This window comes from Streptomyces sp. NPDC001714, assembly GCF_042892755.1.
GTDB lineage: Bacteria > Actinomycetota > Actinomycetes > Streptomycetales > Streptomycetaceae > Streptomyces.
The window spans coordinates 132,451-152,132 of the sequence record NZ_JBIAUL010000020.1 but is presented as its reverse complement, the minus strand read 5'-3'; the positions used below and the strand labels follow the sequence as shown (position 1 = coordinate 152,132).

The window sequence follows — 19,682 nt, the reverse complement described above, 5'->3', positions numbered from 1 at the left end:
AGGGTCCGTAAAGAGTGTTTGGAGGGGGTTCCGCTCCTCCTTCACAGATGCAGCGGAGCGTGGTGTTGCGCACTCGTTAAGTAGTTCCGCTTGACGCCGGGTGTGGCGTACGCGTTGTCTTTTCAGACATCTGGGTCGCAAAGCAGCCCCACGTCCGGAACGCACCTGAAGTGAGCCCCGTATGCGTCGTATAGCCATGTTTGTGGCCGCGTCCACGATGACCCTTTCGCTTGCCGGCTGCGGCGTGCTCAACGCGACAGGGTCGTCGACGTCCGCGGCCCCGACGAAGGGCAACGACATCACGGTGGGTGTGCTGATGCCGGACAAGATCAACACCCGGTACAGCAACTTCGACTACCCGATCATGAAGTCGAAGATCGCGGAGCTCACCAACAAGCAGGGCAAGGTCGACTACCAGAACGCCGCGTCGTCCGCCTCCACGCAGGCGACGCAGATGCAGAAGATGATCGACGACAAGGTCGACGTGATCATCCTGGACTCCGTCGACTCGCACGCCATCGCGGGCATGGTGAAGAAGGCCAAGGACGCGGGCATCCCGGTCATCGCCTACGACCGCCTCGCCGAGGGCCCCATCGACGCGTACGTCTCCTTCGACAACGAGCTGGTCGGTGAGGTCCAGGCCCGTACCCTCCTGGAGGGCCTCGGCAGCAACGTCGACACCTCCGACAAGGTCATCATGATCAACGGGTCGCCGACCGACCCCAACGCCAAGCAGTTCAAGACGGGCGCCATGTCCGAGCTGAACGGCAAGGTGACGACCGCGGGTCTCTCGTACGACACCAAGGACTGGAACCCGGACATCGCCGAGCAGGAAGTCACCAAGGCGGTCGACTCGATCGGCAAGGACAACGTCGCCGCCGTCTACTCCGCCAACGACGCGATGGCCGGCGGCGTCGTCAAGGCCCTCAAGGCGGCGGGCGTGACCAACATGCCGCCGATCACCGGGCAGGACGCGGACCTCGACGCCATCCAGCGGATCCTCAGTGGCGAGCAGTACATGACCGTCTACAAGCCGTACCCGGACGAGGCCGAGGCCGCCGCCGAGATGGCCGTCTACAAGGTGCAGGGCAAGGACATCCAGTTCGACGCGCTCACCCAGGACACCGTCGACAGCCCCACCAAGAAGGACATCCCGTCCCAGCTGGTGCAGGTCAGCGCCGTCACCAAGAGCAAGATCAAGGAAACCGTCGTCGCCGACGGCATCTACAAGATCTCGCAGATCTGCACCGCCGCGTACAAGACCGCCTGCGCGGAGGCGGGCCTCAAGTAAGCCCTGCCGAGCCCCGTTCCCTACGCAGGGAGCGGGGCTGCCGTGGGCGGGGTGTCACTTACCGGCGTTGGCAGGGTGCCTCCCCCACGCTCGGCTTCGCTCGCGCGGGGGGACCCCCATCGCCCACCCGTGCCGCCCTGCGGCACGCCTGCCCGCGGCTGTGTCTATGTAGCCGACGCGGCTGCAGCGCCCCTTTAGGGGCGCTGGGGGTACCCCCGGCCGAAGGCTGGGGGAGGAACTGCGCGACCAGCCCCCACGCACCCGCAGCCGACCGACTACGCGACCCTCGTGAACTCCACCGTCACCTCAGGAGCCCCTCCCGGCACCCCCCGGTAGATCCCCTTGTGCGGCGTGACGTCGTCGTAGTCCCGCCCCCGGCCCACCACCACGTGGTCCTCCCCGGCCCGCACCCGGTTCGTCGGGTCGTACCCGCACCAGTCGCCCGCCCAGTACTCGATCCAGGCGTGGCTCTGCCCGGCCACCGGCCGGTTCAGTTCCGCCTCCCGCTCCGGGTGCAGGTACCCGGAGACGTACCGGGCCGGCAGCCCCAGCCCCCGCAGCAGGGCGATCGTGAGGTGGGTGATGTCCTGGCAGACGCCCGCCCGCTGCTCCCACGCCTCCGCGGGGGAGGTGTTCACGCCGGTCGCCCCGGGGAGGTAGGCCACCCGGTCGGCGACCATCCCGGAGACGGCCACCGCGGCCTCGTGCGGTTCCAGCCCCGCCGCCGCGGCCCGCGCCTTCTTCACCAGCTTCTTCGGCACCGACGTACGCGAGGTCGCGCCCGCGAACTCCAGCAGCCGGGACCCGGCGGCCCGTTCGGCCAGCTCCGCCCACCCCGGCGCGGCCGGCAGCGGGCCCGGCGCCGCCGTCTCCACCAGACTGGACGCGGTGATCGTCAGGTCCTCGTGCGGCTCGAGCAGGTCGAAGCCGGTGACCTGGGTGCCCCAGTAGTCCCAGTACGACCAGACGGCGGTCGCCGGCTGCACCGTGACCCGCGCGTCCAGCGTGGTCTGCCCCGGCAGGGTCAGCGGGGTCATCCGGACCTCGTTGTGCGAGGAGGCCGCGGGCTGCGCGTACGAGACCCGGGTGGTGTGCCGGATGCGGAGGCGACGAGCCATCTCAGGCTCCTTCCTGGGCCCACTGAACGGGCCCCTGGTACGGGAAGAACCGCTCCGCCACCGCGTCGGCGGACGCCATGCAGGCCTGCTGGAGATCGCGCAGCAGGACGGGCAGCTGCTCCTCCAGGGAGGCGGTGTCCAGGTACTCGAGACGGGTACGGGCCCGGCCGATCGGGGAGCGGGCCGGGTCCTGGCGGGGCCGGCCGAGCGCGGCCAGGCACTCCTCGGCCGTGGTCAGCGCGTGCAGCGCCGAACGCGGGAAGTCCCGGTCCAGGAGCAGGAATTCGGCCACCCTCGGGGTGTCCCCGAACCCGCTGTGCACCCGCGCGTAGGCCTCGTCGGCGCCGCTCGCGCTGAGCAGCGTCGGCCAGTCCGGCGCGTGCGCCGCGTCCAGCACGCGCACCGAAAGGAGCCGTACGGTCATGTCCACCCGCTCCAGGCTCCGCCCGAGGACGACGAACCGCCAGCTGTCGTCCCGGCTCATGGTGGAGTCGGCCAGTCCGAAGAAGAGCGCGGCCCGGCTGCGGACCAGCTCCAGGTAGGCGTAGGGGCCGGTGCGGCGGGCCGCGCGGCGCCGGTCGCCGAGCGCGTGCCAGGTGGAGTTGAGGCACTCCCACATCTCCGAGGAGATGGCCTCGCGGGCGCTGCGCGCGTTCAGCCGGGCGGCGCCGAGCGCGCCCTCGATGGAGCAGGTGGAGCGGGCGTCGAAGGCGAGCTGGTCCAGGACCTGCTGCATGTCGACCCGTTCCGGGCCGGCGTCCACGCCGAGGATCGCGTACAGCGACCGGCAGGCGGCGTCCTCGTCGCGCCAGGGGTCCTCCAGCATCCGGTGCAGGTAGGCGTCGAGGATCCGGCCGGTGGTGTCGGCCCGTTCGACGTACCGTCCGGTCCAGGTCAGCGACTCCGCGATACGGGAGAGGATCACGTCGTTCATCGAGCCCCCCGGTCACACATCGGCTGGTACGGATTGCTTGCGGAAACCGGGCTGGTTCCAACCCGGCTGGTGCTGATCGCGTAGGACTCGACCGTTCGCTGAGCGGCCGAGCGGTGTGAGCAAGGAATCCCTCTCGTCCTGGAGAGGGAGGGTTCAATGCCGCTGGGCTCCTTCATTGCTGTGCCCCCTCATGGACGACGCTGGGGGTGCTGGCGGGGCCGAGCTGTCGCGGGGCGACGTCAGGCTGTGTCGGTGTCGGTGCCGCCATTCGTTCCGCCGGCCCCTCGGCGAGCACCCAGGTGTCCTTGGAGCCGCCGCCCTGGCTGGAGTTGACGATCAGGTTGCCCTCCTGGAGGGCGACCCGGGTGAGGCCGCCGGGCAGCACCCAGATGCCGTCGCCGTCGTTCACGGCGAACGGCCGCAGGTCAATGTGGCGCGGCGCCATCCGTTCACCCGCGAGGGTGGGGGAGGTGGAGAGGGCGACCGGGCGCTGCGCGATGAAGCCGCGCGGGTCGGCGGTGACCGCTTTGCGAGTGCGATCCAGAGTCTCCTTGTCGGCCTTCGGGCCGATCACGATGCCCTGCCCGCCGGCCCCGTCGACCGGCTTCACCACCAGTTGGTCCAGCTGGTCGAGGACGGCCTCCAACTGGCCCGGTTCGTCGGGTCGGTAGGACTCGACGTTGGGGAGCACCGGTTCCTCGCCGAGGTAGTAGCGGATCAGGTCCGGGACGTAGGTGTAGAGGAGTTTGTCGTCGGCGATGCCGTTGCCGACTGCGTTCGCGAGTGTGACGTTTCCGGCGACGGCGGCGCTCAGGATGCCGGGGCAGCCGATCACCGAGTCGGGGCGGAAGTGCAGCGGGTCGAGGAAGTCGTCGTCGAGGCGCCGGTACACGACGTGCACGGGCACCTCGCCGCGGGTCGTCCGCATCCACACCCGGTTGCTCCGGCACACCAGGTCGTGACCCTCCACCAGCTGCACGCCCATCAGCCGGGCGAGCAGGGCGTGCTCGAAGTAGGCCGCGTTGCTGGGCCCGGGGGTGAGGACGACGACCCGGGGATCGCTCGCCGCGCCGCCGGGCGCGGCGGCCCGGAGGGCGGCGAGCAGCCGCCCCGCGTACCCGTCCACCGGGAGCACGTGCTGCTCGGCGAAGAGCGAGGGGAAGACCCGGGTCATCGCGCGCCGGTTCTCGATGACGTACGACACCCCGCTCGGCACCCGCACGTTGTCCTCGAGGACCCGGAAGGCCCCGGCCTCGTCGCGGACCAGGTCGATTCCGGCCACATGGATGCGCACCCCGCCGGGCGGCTCCACCGCGTGCGCGGCCCGGTGGAAGTGCGGCGAGCCCAGCAGCAGCCGCCAGGGCACCACCCCGTCCTCGAAGGCCCGCGCGTGTCCGTAGGCGTCGGCCAGATAGGCCTCCAGCGCCCGGACCCGCTGGGCCACCCCTCTTCGTATGAGATCCCACTCCAGGGCGTCGAGGATCCTCGGCACCAGGTCCAGCGGCCAGGGCCGCTCCTCGCCCGCGAAGGCGTAGGTCACCCCCCGGTCGGTGAAGGCCCGTGCCATCTGGTCGGCCCGGAACCGCAGTTCACCGGGCTCGATCGGCTGGAGCGCCGCCAGAACCGGCTCATAGGCGGTCCTGACCTCACCCGGCCGCACAAACATCTCGTCCCACGCGTCGGCCAACGCGTACGCGTCAAATATGTCCGCCATGGAGGGACGTTAGAGCGGGCACGTAACGCGGCGATCACTGGCGGATTTCGGGGATTCGCCGGGACCGCCGCGCCACGCGCCCGCGAGCGACCCTCCCTGCAACGCACCTCCCCCGTGGGTGCGTTGCACGGGACCCCCGGCCCGATCGGAAGAGGATGGGCCGGGGCCCCGCCGGGTGTACGGCGACACCCGTGGGAAGCGGCTCCCACGATGCCCCGCACACCCCCCTGCCACCACCGTCATCTTGTTGCAACGAGGCTGGAGGAGGCGGTGCGATACCGGGTCGTATCCGGGTATTGCGGCGCCCTGCGTGAGGGGAGCCGTGTTGCGGACCCGGTCCGGACCGCTCATAGTTGCGCTGCGGAAGAGGCTGCAAACCGGGGGTGGAATGGTCGATGGCCGGGCACGGGACGGAGGAGCATCCACACGGTGCCGACCGGCTGTGCGCCGTCGGGGACCGCGTGTACTCCCGGGCCGTGCGCCGGGGCCGGGTGCCGCGCACGGACGCCGACACGGTGCCCTGCCTGCTTGAGCTGGCGCTGCTGCACCCCGACCCCGACGACATGGACTGGCTGGTGCCGACCGCCCCGCAGGAGGTCATGACCCGGCTGCTGCGCGGGGTGTACGACGAGGTGACGGACAGCCAGCGGCGGGTGGGGTCGGCGGTCGAGGCGTTCGAGTGGTACGCCGGGCTGGGACGGCAGTTGCAGGCCGTGTCGGCCTCCGCGGAGGGCACGGCGGCCATCCGGGTGCTCGACGGGCTGTCCAGGATCCAGGCGGCCATGGACGAGGCGACGGAGGCGTGCAGGCAGGAGGTGCTGACCGTGCAGCCGGGCGGTATCCGGCGCGAGTCGGAGCTGACCGAGGGGCTGCACCGGGCCGTCGCCCTGCGCGGGCGGGGCGTGCGGATGCGCGACCTGTACACGCACGTCGCCCGGCACGGCCAGGGCCTGCTCAACTACCTGGAGCTGATGGGCGACGCGGTCGAGGCCCGCACGCTCGACGAGGTCATCGACCGCCTCATCCTCTTCGACCGCACGGTGGCGTTCATCCCCGCGAACGCGGACCGCACGATGGCCCTGGAGCTGCGCCACCCCGCGCTGGTCGAATACTTCGTCACGGTCTTCGAACGCCTCTGGCGCCTCGCGATCCCGCTCACCGCCCCGCTCCCCGACACCGGCATCGAGGGCATCTCGCACCGGGAGCAGTCCATCGCGGCGCTGCTCGCGGAGGGCCACCAGGACGCGGTCATCGCCGAACGGCTCGGCATCAGCGTGCGCACCTGCCGGGCGCACATCGCCCGCCTCTCCGAGACCCTCGGCGCGGCCAGCCGTACCCAGCTGGGCGTGCGCATAGCGCAGGTGGGCCTGGACCGGCCGCCGGGCGGGGCGAGCGCGGCCCCGGACGCGGTCAGCCTTCCTGATCAAGGATCCCCGAGCGTGCGATGAGGTAGCCGAGCTGGGCGCGGCTCTCGCTGCCGAGGGTGGCGGCCAGCTTGGCGATGTGGACGCGGGCGGTGCGGATGTTCATGCCGAGCCGCTCGGCGACGACGGCGTCGGTGTGACCCTCCACGAGGAGGGCGGCGATGGCCTGCTGGCGGGGGGTGATGCCGTTGACGGTGGGGCGCTGCTCAAGGGTCGGGTAGAGGGGGGTGGCCAGGCGCCAGAGGCGGTCGAAGGTGGTGCGGAAGTAGGTGATCAGCGCCGGGTGACGGGCCTCCAGGGCCAGCGAGCCGTCGGCTGCGGCGGGCAGGAAGGCGACGGCCCGGTCGACGACGATCAGCCGGTCCGGGGTCTCGTCGAGGCCGCGCACCTCGATGTCGCCCCGCAGCCGCTCGAAACCGCCGTACACGGCCGGGACATGGCGCAGGGTGTGCTGGTAGAGGGCGCGGATGCGGGCGCCGCGGTCGAGGATCGCCTGGTCGCGCTCGCGGGCGGCCGCGACGGCGGCGCGGGCACGGGGGCCGGTCAGCCCGGCGTGCGACTGGATGCAGAGCACCTCCTGGCCCGCCTCGGCCATGGCGTCGGTGATGGCCTGGTTGATGGGCTTGGTGCCGCGGTGCAGGCGGAGCGTGGGGGTCTCGGCGTCCGTGCCGGGGTCGCCGACCCGCAGCAGCGGTTCGAACTGCGCCAGCAGCCGTTCCTCCCGTCGCCGTTCGTCGGCGATCCGGGCGGCGGAGGAGCGCAGCAGCCGGTGCAGGGCTGCGGCGGGGGCCACCGGCTCCAGCCGGCCCAGGTCGTCGAGGGCCGGGTGCAGCAGACCGAAGTCGGTGAGGCAGGGCGCGCCGGCGGCCTCCCGGGCGGATATGTGCCCCTCCCGCAGGGCACGCTCGTAGAGTTCCGCGCCCGTGGCGCACAGGTCCTCGACGCCGTGCTCGGCATGAGGCTCGGGGGTCACGGCCTGTCGACCTCGTCGGGAGGTGTCTGATCCAGGATTCCGGACTGGGCGATCAGGTAGCCCAGCTGCGCGCGGCTGCCGCTGCCCAGGACCTGGGCCAGTTTGGCGATGTGGGCCCGGCAGGTCCGTACGTTCATACCCAGGCGGCGGGCGATGGCCTCGTCGACATGGCCTTCGACCAGCAGCTTGGCGATGGAGTGCTGGATGTCGGTGATGCCGTCGGGGGCGGTCTCGTAGGGGGCCCCGGCGTTCAGCGGCACCGCGCGGTTCCACATGAACTCGAACACCTTGATGAGGTAGCGGACCAGGCCGGGGTGGCGGATCTCCAGGGCGACCTGGCGGTCGTCGCGGGTGGGGATGAAGGCCACGGTCTCGTCGCAGATGATGAGCCGCTCGACGAGTTCGTCGATGGTGCGGTACTCGGCCTTGCCGCTGGCGAACTGGTCCACGTAGGCCAGCCGGTCGGGGCTGTAGCGGGCGGTGTGCTGGTACAGGGTGCGGATTCGGACCCCGCGCTCGATCAGCGGCTTGTCCCGTTCGAGGGCCTCGATGAGCCGCTGCTCGGGGCGGCGCCGGCCGCTCGGCTGCACGGTGAGCATCTCGGTCTGGCACTGCGCGATCGCCAGGTCGAGCGCGCCGTTGATCCGGTCGAGCCCCTCCAGGACGGAGATCGAGTGGGTGGGCACCGCTTCCTGGGCGCCGAGGGCCATGAACGGCTCGAAGAGGTCGGAGAGCGCGACGGAGGTCCGCCGGCGTTCGCTGATCTCGCGCTCCAGCGGGTGCAGACGCTGACCCAGGGCCACCGAGGGGGGTACCGGACGGAGCCAGTTCGGGTCGTCCGGATCCGGCTGGAGCAGGGCGAATTCCATCAGGCAAGGGGCGCTGTCGACCTCCGCCCGCGCGATGCGGCCCGTGCGCAGGGAGGCCGCATAAAGACGGCTGCCTTCCTCACACAGATCGGCCAACGCGTGGGGATGTGTCGTACTAGTCCCATTTGCCATCAATATCCACCCCCCAGGGTCCTGAACATGCAGGAACATGATGCACCGATCGTGTGGCCATGATGTGCCTGAATGAGCCATCGTCTTACTGGACGGGGGAATGAGGGGACCTTCAAGTGAGGACGAAGCCGACTATGCGTAACAGATTGCTTCGCTCGGTGCTTGTCGCCGCCATCTCCGCCGTTGTGGCCGTCGGGACGATGGTCGGTCTCTCCGGTGCGAGCGGTGACGGTGCGCACACGGGTGGTACTCGGATCTCCGAGGCCGCCTCGGTCGACACGAATCTGCCCGTTGGGCTGGACGACAGCACCTGGGACTGATGGAGAGATGACGACACCACCCGAGGACCGCTCCTTCCGCCGCGAGATGGCCACCGCCTACCGCTCCGGCTGGCACTTCATCGATCTGGTCACCGCCATCCCCCACAGCGGTGACTCGTTGATGGTGACCGTGTTCGGAGAGCCGGTGGTCGTCACGCGGGACGAGGAGGACGACGTCCGGGCCTACCGGTGCCTGCGGCGGCCTCGGGGGGCGCCGCAGCCCGTACGGTGCGCCGTCCGATACGGAATGATCTTCGTCAACCTCGACCAGCGTGACCACCAGCTGTCCGAGACGGCGGCCCCCACCGCCCCGCGAACCATCTCAGCCACCCCCCGCAGTGCCTGACGCGATTCCCCCGTCGTAAAAGATCGCTCAGGTGCTTCCCCCCGCAGCGGCGTCACCGTGACCTGAACACGGTGACGCCGCTGCAGTTTTAGGGGGACATTTCAGTTCATCGGACGGTTTCGGCCGCACCCCCATGGTGGCTGAAACCAGCCGCAGGAACGGGTCGGCCGCCCCGCCCCGTGGCCGCCCCTCATCCGCGCCCCAGCGCCCGCTCCACCGTGATCTCGATCACCACCCTCGACGGGTTCTCCCCGGGTGTCCTCCCGTACCGCTCGGCGTACCGGCGCTCCGCCTCCGCCACCCTCCCCGGCTCGGTCCGGACGGACGCCCGCCCCTCCAGCGTCGCCCACCGCCGCCCCGCCACCTGGCACACCGCCACCCGGGCCCCGTCCGGCCCCGCGGCCAGCACATGGGACACCTTCGCGCTCGTCCTGTTCGTGATCACCCGGGCAAGTCCCGCCTCCGGGTCGTAGGTCACCCCGACGGGCACCACGTGCGGGCTGCCGTCGGACCGCAGGGTGGTGAGGGTGCACAGGTGGCGTTCCAGCCAGAAGCGCAGGTACGCCTCGTCCGGTGCGGCGGGGTCCACGCGGTATGTACTCATGGCCCGGAAGGTAGTCCCGGGAAGGGCTCCCGCTCGCACCTTGAGTGGAATAGACTCAACTTTGTGTACGTTGGCTGAGTCAGCCGTACGACGCCGAGGAGGAGAACGCGAACGTGGACGCCGAGCTGACCAACAGGAGCCGGGACGCGATCAACGCGGCAAGCAACCGGGCCGTGACCGAGGGGCACGCGGACCTCACCCCTGCCCACCTGCTGCTGGCTCTGCTGGCCGGGCAGGACAACGAGAACATCACCGACCTGCTCGCCGCGGTCGACGCCGACCAGGCCGCCGTACGCCAGGGCGCCGAGCGCGTGCTGGCCGCGCTGCCCAGCGTGACCGGTTCCACGGTCGCGCCCCCGCAGCCCAACCGCGACCTGCTCGCGGTCATCGCCGACGCCGGCGAACGCGCCAAGGACCTCGGCGACGACTACCTCTCCACCGAGCACCTGCTCATCGGCATCGCCGCGAAGGGCGGCGCGGCCGGCGAGGTCCTCGACCGGCAGGGCGCCACCGCGAAGAAGCTGGCGGAGGCCTTCCAGAAGGCGCGTGGCGGGCGCCGGGTGACCACCGCCGACCCCGAGGGGCAGTACAAGGCGCTGGAGAAGTTCGGCACCGACTTCACGGCCGCCGCACGGGACGGCAAGCTCGACCCGGTCATCGGCCGCGACCAGGAGATCCGCCGGGTCGTGCAGGTGCTCTCCCGCCGTACGAAGAACAACCCCGTCCTCATCGGTGAGCCGGGCGTCGGCAAGACCGCCGTGGTGGAGGGGCTCGCCCAGCGGATCGTGAAGGGCGACGTCCCCGAGTCCCTCAAGGACAAGCGGCTCGTCTCGCTCGACCTCGGGGCCATGGTCGCCGGGGCCAAGTACCGCGGCGAGTTCGAGGAGCGGCTGAAGACCGTCCTCGCCGAGATCAAGGACTCCGACGGGCAGATCATCACCTTCATCGACGAGCTGCACACCGTCGTCGGCGCGGGCGCCGGCGGCGACTCGGCGATGGACGCGGGCAACATGCTGAAGCCGATGCTCGCCCGCGGCGAGCTGCGCATGGTCGGCGCCACCACCCTGGACGAGTACCGCGAACGCATCGAGAAGGACCCGGCGTTGGAGCGCCGCTTCCAGCAGGTACTGGTCGCCGAGCCGACGGTCGAGGACACGATCGCCATCCTCCGCGGCCTGAAGGGCCGTTACGAGGCCCACCACAAGGTCCAGATCGCGGACGCGGCGCTGGTCGCCTCCGCGACCCTCTCCGACCGCTACATCACCTCCCGCTTCCTCCCCGACAAGGCCATCGACCTGGTCGACGAGGCCGCCTCCCGCCTGCGGATGGAGATCGACTCGTCCCCGGTCGAGATCGACGAACTCCAGCGCTCCGTGGACCGGTTGAAGATGGAGGAGCTGGCGCTGGAGAAGGAGACCGACCCGGCCTCCCGGGAGCGCCTGGAGAAGCTGCGCCGCGACCTCGCCGACAAGGAGGAGGACCTGCGCGGCCTCAACGCCCGCTGGGAGCGCGAGAAGCAGTCCCTGAACCGGGTCGGCGAGCTGAAGGAGAAGCTCGACGCCCTGCGCGGCACCGCCGAACGCGCCCAGCGCGACGGTGACTTCGACACCGCCTCCAAGCTGCTGTACGGCGAGATCCCGCAGCTCGAGAAGGAGCTGGAGGCCGCGTCCGAGGCCGAGGAGGAGACCTCCCGGGACACCATGGTCAAGGACGAGGTCGGCTCCGACGACATCGCGGACGTGGTGGCCGCCTGGACCGGCATCCCGGCCGGCCGCCTGCTGGAGGGCGAGACCCAGAAGCTGCTCCGCATGGAGGACGAGCTGGGCCGCCGCCTGATCGGCCAGACCGAGGCCGTACGGGCCGTGTCCGACGCCGTCCGCCGCTCCCGCGCGGGCATCGCCGACCCGGACCGCCCCACCGGTTCCTTCCTCTTCCTCGGCCCGACCGGCGTCGGCAAGACCGAACTCGCGAAGGCCCTCGCCGACTTCCTCTTCGACGACGAGCGGGCGATGGTCCGCATCGACATGTCGGAGTACAGCGAGAAGCACAGCGTGGCCCGGCTGGTCGGCGCCCCGCCCGGGTACGTGGGTTACGAGGAGGGCGGCCAGCTGACGGAGGCGGTCCGCCGCAGGCCCTACACCGTTGTGTTGCTGGACGAGGTGGAGAAGGCCCACCCCGAGGTCTTCGACATCCTGCTCCAGGTGCTGGACGACGGCCGCCTCACCGACGGCCAGGGCCGCACGGTCGACTTCCGCAACACCATCCTGGTGCTGACGTCGAACCTGGGCAGCCAGTACCTGGTCGACCCGGTCCTCGGCGAGGAGGAGAAGAAGCGGCAGGTCCTGGAGACGGTCCGGCAGTCCTTCAAGCCGGAGTTCCTGAACCGCCTGGACGACCTGGTGGTCTTCTCCGCCCTGGCCAAGGACGAACTGGCCCGGATCGCCCGGCTCCAGATCGACCGGCTGGCCAAGCGCCTCGCCGACCGCCGGCTCGCCCTGGAGATCACCCCGGAGGCGCTGGCCTGGCTCGCCGAGGAGGGCAACGACCCGGCCTACGGCGCCCGCCCGCTGCGCCGCCTGGTCCAGACCGCCATCGGTGACCGCCTCGCCAGGGAGATCCTCTCCGGCGAGGTCAAGGACGGCGACACGGTCCGCGTGGACGCCTTCGGAGAGGGGCTGATCGTGGGGCCGGCGACGGCGGAGGAGGCCGTGGAAAACGCCGGTCAGGAGACCGGAAAAACGCTCTGAGCGGAATTCCGCCAACGCGAGATGAACCCGCCGGGGCGGGGGTTGCCACCCCCCTCCCCGGATGGGGGAGGATGGCGGGATCCGCATGAAGGGAAAAACACGGTGACCATCGACCCGTCCTCGATTCCGAACTTCGGGGGCCAGCCCGAGCCGCAGCCCCAAGGACCGGCGGGCCCCGTCGTCCCGGATCAGGATCTTGTGAAGCAGCTCCTCGACCAGATGGAGCTCAAGTACGTCGTCGACGACGAGGGCGACCTCGCGGCGCCGTGGGAGCAGTTCCGTACGTACTTCATGTTCCGCGGCGAGGACGAGCAGGCCGTCTTCTCGGTGCGGACGTTCTACGACCGCCCCCACAAGATCGACGAGAAGCCGCAGCTGCTCGAGTCCATCGACGACTGGAACCGGCGGACCCTGTGGCCCAAGGTCTACACCCACACCCACGACGACGGCACCGTCCGTCTCATCGGTGAGGCCCAGATGCTGATCGGCACGGGTGTCGACATCAACCACTTCGTGTCGTCCACGGTCAGCTGGGTGCGGGCCGCGATCGAGTTCGACAAATGGCTCGTCGAGCAGCTCGGCCTGGAGGAGGCCGTCAACGAGGCCGAGGAGCCGGAAGACGGCGACGAGTAAGCAGCAGACCTACAGCGGCGTCTGCGCGTACACGACGAGGTACGTGCCGTAGCCGAACGAGAGCCCGGCCAGGGCCGCGACCACCACCGTCGCGTGCCAGGGCCGGGCTCTCGCCGTGCGGACCAGCGCCCGGGCCAGCGGGAGCAGCAGCGGGAAGGCCGGGAGCAGGAAGCGCGGCTTCGACTCGAAGAAGCCCGAGCCGCCGAGTGCGATCAGCAGGAGTACGGCGGTGTAGGCGAGCAGCGGGAGCGGGGCGCGGTCGAGGGCCAGGAGGGCGAACAGGACGGCCGCCGCCGCCACGATCACCAGGGCCATCGGGAAGACGAACCGGTCGCCGCGCAGCAGCAGCGTACGGACGAACGCCAGCGAGCCCCGGCCGAAGTCGAAGCGCGAGCCCCACAGCCGCTGTACGCCGAAGTAGCCGCCCAGCGCATCGCCGGTGCGGCCGCCGACCCAGAGGACGTACGCGGTCCAGCCCAGCGGGGCGAGCGCCGCGCCCGTCCACAGCCTGTGGGTAACCCGGCCGCGGGCGCGGTGCAGCTCACGGCCGGCGGCGAGCAGTACGGCCGCGGCGACCGCGAAGCCGTTCGGGCGGGACAGGCCGGCCAGGGCGGCCAGGGTGCCCGCCCACAGCCAGTTCCCCGCCAGGACCGCGTACAGCGACCAGGCGGCGAAGGCGGTCAGGACCGGTTCCGTGTACGCCATGGACAGCACCACGGAGTGCGGAAGCAGCCCCCAGAGGAGCACCAGGGCGGTGCCCACCGCACGGCCGTGCAGCAGGGCGCCCACCGCGTAGATCCCGGCCGCGGCGACGGCGGCGGCCGTCCACGACACCAGCAGCCCCGCGCCGGCCCCGCTGAGCGGGGTCACCGCCGTCAGGATCCGGATCAGCGCCGGGTAGAGCGGGAAGAACGCCAGGTCGCTGTGGACGATGCCGGGGCCGAAGTACAGGGTGCGGCCGTAGCCGTGCGCCGCGATCCCCAGGTACCAGGCCGCGTCCCACGACCTCCCGAGCAGCGTCAGCGGATGCCGGCCGCCCGCCCAGGCGGCCAGCGCCAGCACGGCCATGCCGGTCAGCCGGGCCGCCGCGAACAGCCCCACGGCGACCCCGCCGGCGGTCACGAGGGACAGCCGGGTGCCGGGCTGCTGTGCGACGGGCGGGGCGAGGGCGGTGGTACTGGCGTGGCTCACATTCGCACAGTGCCGGGGGATCGGGGCGCGTGCGAGAAATGTGCGCCCGATGGGGGAAGCGCAGCGCCCCGTAAGGGGCACGGGGCTGTGCCGACATGCGGCTCCGCCGCGTGGGCGCGACCAGCCCCAGGCACCCCCAGGCGAGGACGGTCTCAGCTCAGCTGCCGCAACCGCTCCGCGGCCTCCTTCAGAACCTCCGCCCGCTTGCAGAACGCGAACCGCACGAACGGCGCCCCTGCCTCCCGGTGGTCGTAGAAGACCGCGTTCGGGATGGCGACGACCCCCGCCCGCTCCGGCAGGGAACGGCAGAAGGCGAACCCGTCGGTCTCGCCGAGCGGGCGGATGTCGGTGGTGATGAAGTACGTGCCGGCGGTGTCGTAGACCTCGAAGCCCGCCTCCGTCAGGCCCGCCGCCAGGATGTCCCGCTTGGTCTGCATGTCCTGGCGGAACGCCTCGAAGTACGCGTCCGGGAGGGCGAGGGCCTCCGCGACCGCGTACTGGAAGGGCCCCGAGGCGACGTACGTCAGGAACTGCTTCGCCGAGCGCACCGCCGCGACCAGCTCCGGCGTCGACGTCACCCAGCCGACCTTCCAGCCGGTGAAGGAGAAGGTCTTGCCGGCCGAGCCGATGGTGACCGTGCGCCCGCGCATGCCGGGGAGGGTCGCGAGGGGCACGTGCTCCGCCTCGTCGTAGACGAGGTGCTCGTACACCTCGTCGGTCACCACCAGCAGGTCCCGCTCCACCGCCAGCTCCGCGATCGCGGTCAGCTCGGCGCGGGTGAGGACCGTGCCGGTCGGGTTGTGCGGGGTGTTGACCAGGAGGAGGCGGGTGCGCGGGGTGACCGCCGCGCGCAGCTCGTCGAGGTCGAGGCGGAAGGCGCCGGCGTCGGGGCGGAGGGTGACCGGGACCCGGGTGCCGCCCGCCATCGCGATGCTGGCCGCGTAGGAGTCGTAGTACGGCTCCAGGGCGACGACCTCGTCGCCGGGCTCCAGGAGAGCGAGGAGGGCGGCCGCGATGGCCTCGGTGGCGCCGGCGGTGACCAGGACCTCGGCGTCCGGGTCGTACGACAGCCCGTACCGGCGCTGCTGGTGCGCGGCGATCGCGGTACGCAGCTCGGGGACGCCCGGCCCCGGCGGGTACTGGTTGCCGCGCCCCTCGCGCAGCGCGCGCACGGCGGCCTCCCTGACCTCCTCGGGACCGTCGGTGTCCGGGAAGCCCTGCCCCAGGTTGATGGAGCCGGTGCGCAGGGCGAGGGCGGACATCTCGGCGAAGATCGTGGTGCCGAACTCGGCCAGCCGACGGTTCAGGAGCGGGCGTTCGCTGGAGGTCATGCGGGTCATCCTGCGCCCAAGCTCTGGAGTTCCTCAACTCTGCTTTGGCTGGTGAGACGGCCGGGCATCCCCCTGGCACGCCGCGCTCTCGCGGCGGCCGGGGCGCCCACGGGGGGTCGCCTTCGGGGGAACGGAAAGAAGGTGACGCCATGGGCACCGTCTTCATCGTGGTGGTGGCCGCGATCATCTGCTTCGCGATCGTCGCGTCGGTGGTCCGCCGGGCAGGGTCCTCTTCGTCCTACGACAGCTCCGGCAGCTGGTGGGCCGGGGACTCGGGATCGTCGTCCTCGCACGGCGGCGGTCATCACGGCGGCGGCCACTCCTGCGGCGGCGGGCACTCCTCGTGCGGTGGCGGCTCGTCCTGCGGGGGCGGCTCGTCGTGCGGCGGGGGCGGCTGCGGCGGGGGCAGCTGAGCCGCCCGCGGGCGACGGGGGACCGGGGCGTCCGGACGGAGAGCGGGGGAGCTCTCGCCGGGCGCCCCGGCGCGCGCCGGGAGGGCCGGGGCGCACAACTTGGTTGAACAGTTGAGCTGTGGAGCCCTCTGAGGGATGGAAACCCCACGAAGTTGGGTAAAAACGCTGTGGCAGCGCCACAGTTCATGATTCCCTCTAAATCACCAAAGCAGCACCTCGGACGTCCTGACGACACCCTCCCCCGGCTGGGCCGGCCGGGCCGATCTCCCGGTGTCGACCGAGGTGCGCCGGACCACACTCCTCCCCTTTTGCGTGTTAGCGGAGCCGATCCATGCTCACGACCCTGAACACCACCTACACCGATACGCGCGCGGCCGACCTCGCCTGGGCCCTGGGACGCGAGCCGCTGCCCGCCCTGGCCACCCTCGACCTGGAACTGACCGGGGCGAAGCTGCAGTTGAGACTGCTCGGCGCGTCCCACCAGGTGCTCCTGGAGGAGGAGCGGGGCGGCTGTTCGGAGACGGTGGCGTGCATCCCGGGGTCCAGCACCCCCCTGCCGCTCGGGGTCGCCAAGCGCAACGGCGACTGGGAGTACGAGTTCGCGGCCCGCGTCGAGGTGCTGTCACCGGGCTCCTTCGCCGGCCGCGCCCAGGAGTTGCTGGCCCTCGTCTCCGAGCATCCGCACGGCCTCGCCGGGGTCTTCCCGGGCAGCCCGCACGCGTTCACGGCGATGCTGGCCCAGCGGCACGAGGGCCAGGTGCACTGGCGGACCTGGCACGCGTACCCGCAGGACGGCCAGCTGGTGGCGACCCGGACCCGGGTCGGCGTACGGGGTGCGGTGTCCCGCCCCCTGGCGGGATGACATAAACCAACGAGGCGTCAAAAGGCCCCGAGTTCCACACGTGTGGGTGACGAAGCGTACCGAGCGAGTGACGTAACGTCGCAGAGTGATCGATCCGCACGCACCCGCCCCGCCCGGCACACCGCCGCCCTGGGGCGCCCCCGCGCCGCTGCCCGTGCGGCCGGGGACGGGCCGCTTCCTGGTCCTGGCATGCGTGTTCGTCTGCGCGGCCTGCGGACTGGTGTACGAACTCGAACTCGTCGCCCTCGCCTCGTACCTGATCGGCGACTCGGTCACCCAGGCCTCCGTCGTGCTGTCCGTGATGGTCTTCGCGATGGGCGTCGGCTCCCTGGCCGCGAAGCGGCTGCGCTGGCGCGCGGCGGCCGGGTTCGCCGCGGTGGAGGCCGCGCTGGCGCTGGTCGGCGGCTGCAGCGCCATGGCGTTGTACGCCGTCTTCGCCTGGACCGGCGGCTGGGGCGGACTGTGGGCCACAGGCCCGCGCTGCCTCCTGGTCGCCTTCTCCCTCGCCATCGGCCTGCTCATCGGCGCCGAGGTGCCGCTGCTGATGGAACTCATCCAGCGCATCCGCCGCCAGGACGCGGGCGGTGCGGTGGCCGACCTGTTCGCGGCCGACTACGTGGGCGCGCTGGTCGGCGGCCTCGCCTTCCCGTTCCTCCTGCTGCCCTTCCTCGGCCAGCTGACGGGCACCCTGCTCACCGGCACCGTCAACCTCGTCGCGGGGGGCGCCCTGGTCCTCGGCCTGTTCCGCCGCGACCTGTCCCGCCGCGCCCGCTGCACGATCCTCGTCGCCAACCTGACGGTCCTCGGCCTCCTCGCCTCCGCGGCCGCCCTCGTCGGCGACTTCGAACGGGCCGCACGGCACGCCGTCTACGGCGCGGACGTCCGGGTCGCCCTCCAGACAGACGTCCAGGAGATCGTCCTCACCGGCGGCACCCACGGCCGCCCCCTCGACCTCTTCCTGGACGGCCGGCTGCGGGTCGGCGGCCACGACGAACGCCGGTACCACGAGGCCCTCGTCCACCCCGCGATGACCGGCCCGCACGCGCGCGTGCTGATCCTCGGCGGCGGCGACGGAATGGCCGCCCGCGAGGTGCTGCGGCACACCGGCGTCGACCGCGTCGACATCGTCGAACTCGACGCGGGCCTGGTCCGCCTCGCCCGCCACGACCCCGCCCTGTCCGCGCTCAACGGCCACGCCTACGACGACCCGCACGTCCGTGTGTTCACCGCCGACGCCTTCCACTGGCTGCGCGAGGCACCCCGCTCCGGTTACTCCGGTTACTCCGGTTACGACGTCGTCATCGCCGACCTGCCCGACCCCGGCATCACCGCCAGCACCAAGCTGTACTCCCAGGAGTTCTACGGTCTCGTCCGCCGCGCCCTCGCCCCCGGCGGCCGTCTGGTCGTGCACGCCGGACCGGTCCAGGCCCGCCCCCGCGCCTTCTGGACCGTCGCCGCGACACTACGGGCGGCAGGCCTCGCCACCACCCCCTACCGGGTCCCCGGCCAGGACGCCGGCTTCACCCCCGGGCCCGACCGCTCGGCGGGCGAGTCCAGGGCCCCGCACGACTGGGGCTTCATCCTCGCGACGGCGGGCTCCCGGAGACCGCCCCTGCGGCTCCCGGCCGACGGCCCGCGGCTGCGGACGCTCACGGAGGCCGCACTGGAGAGGGACGCACTGCAGACGCCGGTGGCCGGGCTGCCGCCGTCCACGCTGGTGCACCCGCGGTACTGAGAAGGCCCGGCCGTCAAGGAGGCTCGCAGCCTGCCGTGCGTCGGGGAGGGTGTGCCGGACCGACTCGTGGGTAGGCTCAGTCGGCATGGAGCACCAGGTGTACGTCCCGGCCCCGGCCTCGCGGCTCAGGGAGGCGCTGGCCGACCCCGCGCGGGTCGCCCGGGCGGTCCCCGGCCTCCAGCAGGACGCGGGCGCCGACCCCGGCACCGGCCGGCTCAAGGTCCGGATCGGCAGCCACTCCATCACCTACCGGGGCTCCCTGCGCGTCAGCGCCCACGACGACGGCTCCTACGCGGTCGACGGTGACGCCACCGAGGCCCGCGGCACCGGCACGGTGAAGCTGGCGCTCACGTTCCGCCTCGCGGACACGGGCGAGGGGTGCACGGTCACGGTGACCGGTACGGCCTCCGCCGACGGGCGGGTCGCGGAGCTGCCTGCGGCGGCGGTGGAGGCGGCGGGGACGCGGCTGCTGGGCCGTTTCGCGGAGGGGCTGGGGGAGGAGACGGAGCCGACGGCGCCCGACGCACCGGCCTCGATCTTCGAGACGGAGGTCCCGCCGCCGTCCCTGGCACCGGAGCCGGAACCGGCGGAGGTGCCGGTGGTGGAGCCGCTTCCCGAGATCTTCGCCGAGGCGGCGCACGCGCGGCGGACGATGATCGGCCGCAGTGCGGAGGAGGTGGACCACGCGCCGCCGAGGGGGCGGTACGCGCCGGTCCCGGCGCCGCAGACGGTGGTGGGGAGTTCGGCCCTGCGGTGGGCCGCGCCGGCGGCGGCGCTGGCGCTCGCGTCGGCGATCGTGGTGACGAGGGCGCTGCGGCGCCGGCGGTGACGCTGTGCGGGTGCGCTGGGGCCGGGGCGGGGACGCTTACCGGCGCTGGCAGGGTGCCCGCGCCCACCCGTGCCGCCCCGGCGGCACGACTGCCCGCGGCTATGCAGGACACGGCTGGGAAGCGCCCCTTTAGGGGCGCTGGGGGTACCCCCGGCCGAAGGCTGGGGGAGGAACTGCGCGACCAGCCCCCACCCACCCGCACCCGAATCACAAGGG

17 protein-coding genes are annotated in these 19,682 nt (G+C 71.9%); 9 read left to right on the top strand and 8 right to left on the bottom strand.

The window, feature by feature from the left end; all coding sequences use genetic code 11:
• Positions 1-181: 181 nt before the first annotated feature.
• On the top strand, positions 182-1,291 hold the full coding sequence (locus ACFY0P_RS40405) for a sugar ABC transporter substrate-binding protein (RefSeq protein WP_388925293.1): 1,110 nt from the start codon (positions 182-184) through the stop codon (positions 1,289-1,291).
• Positions 1,292-1,566: 275 nt separating this feature from the next.
• Here the strand turns inward: ACFY0P_RS40405 and ACFY0P_RS40400 are convergent, their stop codons facing one another.
• From ACFY0P_RS40400 to ACFY0P_RS40390, 3 genes are all read right to left on the bottom strand, one after another.
• A complete protein-coding gene (locus ACFY0P_RS40400) occupies positions 1,567-2,409 on the bottom strand; it encodes a transglutaminase N-terminal domain-containing protein (RefSeq protein WP_388925290.1) in 843 nt (280 codons plus the stop codon).
• 1 nt (position 2,410) lies between these two features.
• Complete coding sequence (locus ACFY0P_RS40395) at positions 2,411-3,343, bottom strand: alpha-E domain-containing protein (protein WP_388925287.1); 933 nt, start codon at positions 3,341-3,343, stop codon at positions 2,411-2,413.
• A gap of 172 nt (positions 3,344-3,515) precedes the next feature.
• Entirely contained in the window at positions 3,516-5,057 is a 1,542-nt protein-coding gene (locus tag ACFY0P_RS40390; protein WP_388925284.1) for a circularly permuted type 2 ATP-grasp protein, read from the bottom strand.
• A 395-nt stretch (positions 5,058-5,452) separates the two neighbouring features.
• Here ACFY0P_RS40390 and ACFY0P_RS40385 point away from each other — a divergent pair, with 395 nt between their 5' ends.
• Positions 5,453-6,505: a LuxR C-terminal-related transcriptional regulator gene (locus tag ACFY0P_RS40385; RefSeq protein WP_388925282.1), complete on the top strand. Its 1,053-nt coding sequence runs from the start codon at positions 5,453-5,455 to the stop codon at positions 6,503-6,505.
• Here ACFY0P_RS40385 and ACFY0P_RS40380 read toward each other — a convergent pair.
• Both ACFY0P_RS40380 and ACFY0P_RS40375 read right to left on the bottom strand, forming a co-directional pair.
• Positions 6,468-7,454 (bottom strand): helix-turn-helix transcriptional regulator, encoded by a 987-nt coding sequence (locus ACFY0P_RS40380; protein WP_388925279.1) that lies wholly within the window; start codon positions 7,452-7,454, stop codon positions 6,468-6,470. The genes ACFY0P_RS40385 and ACFY0P_RS40380 overlap by 38 nt on opposite strands.
• Entirely contained in the window at positions 7,451-8,455 is a 1,005-nt protein-coding gene (locus ACFY0P_RS40375; protein ID WP_388925276.1) for a helix-turn-helix transcriptional regulator, read from the bottom strand. Before ACFY0P_RS40375 ends, ACFY0P_RS40380 begins: the two co-directional genes overlap by 4 nt.
• A gap of 327 nt (positions 8,456-8,782) precedes the next feature.
• Here ACFY0P_RS40375 and ACFY0P_RS40370 point away from each other — a divergent pair, with 327 nt between their 5' ends.
• Complete coding sequence (locus ACFY0P_RS40370) at positions 8,783-9,121, top strand: hypothetical protein (RefSeq protein WP_388925274.1); 339 nt, start codon at positions 8,783-8,785, stop codon at positions 9,119-9,121.
• A gap of 190 nt (positions 9,122-9,311) precedes the next feature.
• On the opposite strand, the gene ACFY0P_RS40365 is transcribed toward ACFY0P_RS40370, so the two are convergent.
• Positions 9,312-9,725 (bottom strand): pyridoxamine 5'-phosphate oxidase family protein, encoded by a 414-nt coding sequence (locus ACFY0P_RS40365; RefSeq protein ID WP_388925271.1) that lies wholly within the window; start codon positions 9,723-9,725, stop codon positions 9,312-9,314.
• A 113-nt stretch (positions 9,726-9,838) separates the two neighbouring features.
• Here ACFY0P_RS40365 and clpB point away from each other — a divergent pair, with 113 nt between their 5' ends.
• Both clpB and ACFY0P_RS40355 read left to right on the top strand, forming a co-directional pair.
• The gene (clpB, locus tag ACFY0P_RS40360) at positions 9,839-12,472 is read left to right on the top strand and encodes an ATP-dependent chaperone ClpB (RefSeq protein ID WP_388925268.1); all 2,634 of its coding nucleotides are present in this window, start codon (positions 9,839-9,841) and stop codon (positions 12,470-12,472) included.
• A 102-nt stretch (positions 12,473-12,574) separates the two neighbouring features.
• Positions 12,575-13,105: a YbjN domain-containing protein gene (locus ACFY0P_RS40355; RefSeq protein WP_294006887.1), complete on the top strand. Its 531-nt coding sequence runs from the start codon at positions 12,575-12,577 to the stop codon at positions 13,103-13,105.
• Positions 13,106-13,114: 9 nt separating this feature from the next.
• Here the strand turns inward: ACFY0P_RS40355 and ACFY0P_RS40350 are convergent, their stop codons facing one another.
• Together ACFY0P_RS40350 and ACFY0P_RS40345 are read right to left on the bottom strand one after the other, a co-directional pair.
• A complete protein-coding gene (locus tag ACFY0P_RS40350) occupies positions 13,115-14,296 on the bottom strand; it encodes a hypothetical protein (protein WP_388925265.1) in 1,182 nt (393 codons plus the stop codon).
• 152 nt (positions 14,297-14,448) lie between these two features.
• Entirely contained in the window at positions 14,449-15,636 is a 1,188-nt protein-coding gene (locus ACFY0P_RS40345; protein ID WP_388925262.1) for a pyridoxal phosphate-dependent aminotransferase, read from the bottom strand.
• A 140-nt stretch (positions 15,637-15,776) separates the two neighbouring features.
• Here ACFY0P_RS40345 and ACFY0P_RS40340 point away from each other — a divergent pair, with 140 nt between their 5' ends.
• The 4 genes from ACFY0P_RS40340 (at position 15,777) to ACFY0P_RS40325 (ending at position 19,466) form a co-directional block, all read left to right on the top strand.
• On the top strand, positions 15,777-16,040 hold the full coding sequence (locus ACFY0P_RS40340; protein WP_388925259.1) for a hypothetical protein: 264 nt from the start codon (positions 15,777-15,779) through the stop codon (positions 16,038-16,040).
• A gap of 331 nt (positions 16,041-16,371) precedes the next feature.
• Positions 16,372-16,902 (top strand): DUF2617 family protein, encoded by a 531-nt coding sequence (locus ACFY0P_RS40335; RefSeq protein WP_388925256.1) that lies wholly within the window; start codon positions 16,372-16,374, stop codon positions 16,900-16,902.
• 85 nt (positions 16,903-16,987) lie between these two features.
• Entirely contained in the window at positions 16,988-18,637 is a 1,650-nt protein-coding gene (locus ACFY0P_RS40330) for a polyamine aminopropyltransferase (protein WP_388925253.1), read from the top strand.
• Between the two features lie 85 nt (positions 18,638-18,722).
• A complete protein-coding gene (locus ACFY0P_RS40325) occupies positions 18,723-19,466 on the top strand; it encodes an SRPBCC family protein (protein WP_388925250.1) in 744 nt (247 codons plus the stop codon).
• The last annotated feature ends 216 nt before the right edge of the window (positions 19,467-19,682 follow it).

Bases quoted from the DNA above. Each gene is read 5' to 3' on its own strand.
- ACFY0P_RS40405 (WP_388925293.1), top strand. From the start codon at position 182: ATGCGTCGTATAGCCATGTTTGTGGCCGCGTCCACGATGACCCTTTCG.
- ACFY0P_RS40400 (WP_388925290.1), bottom strand. From the start codon at position 2,409: ATGGCTCGTCGCCTCCGCATCCGGCACACCACCCGGGTCTCGTACGCG.
- ACFY0P_RS40395 (WP_388925287.1), bottom strand. From the start codon at position 3,343: ATGAACGACGTGATCCTCTCCCGTATCGCGGAGTCGCTGACCTGGACC.
- ACFY0P_RS40390 (WP_388925284.1), bottom strand. From the start codon at position 5,057: ATGGCGGACATATTTGACGCGTACGCGTTGGCCGACGCGTGGGACGAG.
- ACFY0P_RS40385 (WP_388925282.1), top strand. From the start codon at position 5,453: ATGGCCGGGCACGGGACGGAGGAGCATCCACACGGTGCCGACCGGCTG.
- ACFY0P_RS40375 (WP_388925276.1), bottom strand. From the start codon at position 8,455: ATGGCAAATGGGACTAGTACGACACATCCCCACGCGTTGGCCGATCTG.
- ACFY0P_RS40370 (WP_388925274.1), top strand. From the start codon at position 8,783: ATGACGACACCACCCGAGGACCGCTCCTTCCGCCGCGAGATGGCCACC.
- ACFY0P_RS40365 (WP_388925271.1), bottom strand. From the start codon at position 9,725: ATGAGTACATACCGCGTGGACCCCGCCGCACCGGACGAGGCGTACCTG.
- ACFY0P_RS40345 (WP_388925262.1), bottom strand. From the start codon at position 15,636: ATGACCCGCATGACCTCCAGCGAACGCCCGCTCCTGAACCGTCGGCTG.
- ACFY0P_RS40340 (WP_388925259.1), top strand. From the start codon at position 15,777: ATGGGCACCGTCTTCATCGTGGTGGTGGCCGCGATCATCTGCTTCGCG.
- ACFY0P_RS40335 (WP_388925256.1), top strand. From the start codon at position 16,372: ATGCTCACGACCCTGAACACCACCTACACCGATACGCGCGCGGCCGAC.
- ACFY0P_RS40325 (WP_388925250.1), top strand. From the start codon at position 18,723: ATGGAGCACCAGGTGTACGTCCCGGCCCCGGCCTCGCGGCTCAGGGAG.